Consider the following 1,640-nt stretch of genomic DNA (forward strand, 5'->3'; position numbering starts at 1 on the left):
CCTCACGGGGTGACAAGCACCCCGAAACTACTACTAGATAAAGATTTCAATAACTATACCTCTGTATAAAATATTGATTTTTCGTGTTTGATAATGATAATTCTTTTTAAAGAAGGGATGGGTTGGCTTCGCCAACCCATCTCTTCTCCCCCAAATTGAGTTGATTTTTATATCAATCTTTCATGGTAGCCATTAGTCACATTTTATGGTAGAAAAAGTCGGTCCACTTACGCAAATAGACCGACAAAAATGCAATTTTTATCATTGTATGAGTCATATTTTAAACAATCCTTGACCGATACTCAAGTCCAAACTTTAAAAATTTTAGTTTGGCTAATTACTGCCCAAAAAACTGTAAAAATTGAAAGACTGGCAGCTTGTTTTCCTTTACCTATTCAATATGAGAGTCGCCGGAAACATATACAAAGATTTTTAAAATCCTGCATCTTTGAGCCTTTCCTTGTTTTGGTTTCCTATTATCATGATGATTATTAACAGAGAATTTTCTGATGGTAGTCAATTAATTATCACCATAGATAGAACACTATGGAAAAACAATAATATCTTTGTTATTGCAGTCATATACAAAAAAAGAGCATTACCTATTTATTGGCAAATTTTGCCGAAAAAAGGCTCTACTAATTTAGCCGAACCAAAAGCACTTATTAAACCAGTTTTACGGTTATTAAAAAAATCTAAATTGGTGATTATTGGAGACAGAGAATTCCATGGTGTAGAGTGATCTCACTGGCGCGTCTTAGAGCTAAAACTCAAAAAATCAATTTCCGACAACCGACAAAAACAAGATACAAACTATAGAAAAAATCGTCAAAAATACCAGCCTTTGAGTAATTTACCTGTATCTCCAGGAACCAAAATATTTTTCAGTAATATTAAGATCGCGCTCACATAAAGGATTTGGTAAATTTAATTTAGCTGCATATTGGAAAATAAAATATAATCATAAAGTGGAAAAGGCACCTTGGTATTTACTAACAAATATTGAAAGTTGAGAAGAAGTTATCAAAATTTATCGGTCGAGAATGGGTATTGAAGCTATGTTTAAAGATTGTAAAACAGGTGGATATAATTTGGAGGGAAGTCAAGCTAATACACAGGGTCTGACTAATTTAATTCTACTAATTGCAATTGCTTATACTACTTCATGTTACCATGGTCAATTAATCAAAAAATCGGGCTATCGCGCACTACATTTGTAGATTGACAGAGCCTAGACGAAAATATAAAAGACATAGCAATTTTTGGGTAGGTATATATGGTGAAGTGTGGGTCATGGCTGGGGAATATTTAGTTGAAATTGTCACACATATGATGAATTTTAACCCTCAGAAAAAGTTGAATTATCAAAGGGGATTAAAAGCTCTGTCAATGTTAGATAATATTTGATTATTTATACTCAAATTCTCACCATTTATCTGATTATTAAAATTTTTTAATGGACTTAAAAAAATGTTCTGTTGGACAGTTAATTGAATAATGGTTCAACATAGGTTGGTGGTGTGGGTTCGCGATCGCGAACCCACAGTCAAACTAATAATAATTATCATTCTCAGAAAATCAGTTAATTTTTGACCCTTGTTTATATGGTTTAAAGCCTTATACCACAATAGCTTTGAGGT

Annotated in this window: 2 protein-coding genes; both read left to right on the plus strand. The window is 32.6% G+C overall.

Going from position 1 to position 1,640, the window contains the following annotated elements; all coding sequences use genetic code 11:
• Nucleotides 1–481 precede the first annotated feature (481 nt).
• Nucleotides 482–742, plus strand: a complete 261-nt coding sequence (locus F6K22_RS40370) for a hypothetical protein (RefSeq protein ID WP_293110730.1) — start codon at nt 482–484, stop codon at nt 740–742.
• 301 nt (nt 743–1,043) lie between these two features.
• Nucleotides 1,044–1,220 (plus strand): hypothetical protein, encoded by a 177-nt coding sequence (locus F6K22_RS40375; RefSeq protein ID WP_293110731.1) that lies wholly within the window; start codon nt 1,044–1,046, stop codon nt 1,218–1,220.
• The last annotated feature ends 420 nt before the right edge of the window (nt 1,221–1,640 follow it).

It is taken from the genome of Okeania sp. SIO2F4 (genome assembly GCF_010672385.1).
In the GTDB taxonomy this organism is placed as follows: Bacteria; Cyanobacteriota; Cyanobacteriia; order Cyanobacteriales; family Microcoleaceae; genus Trichodesmium.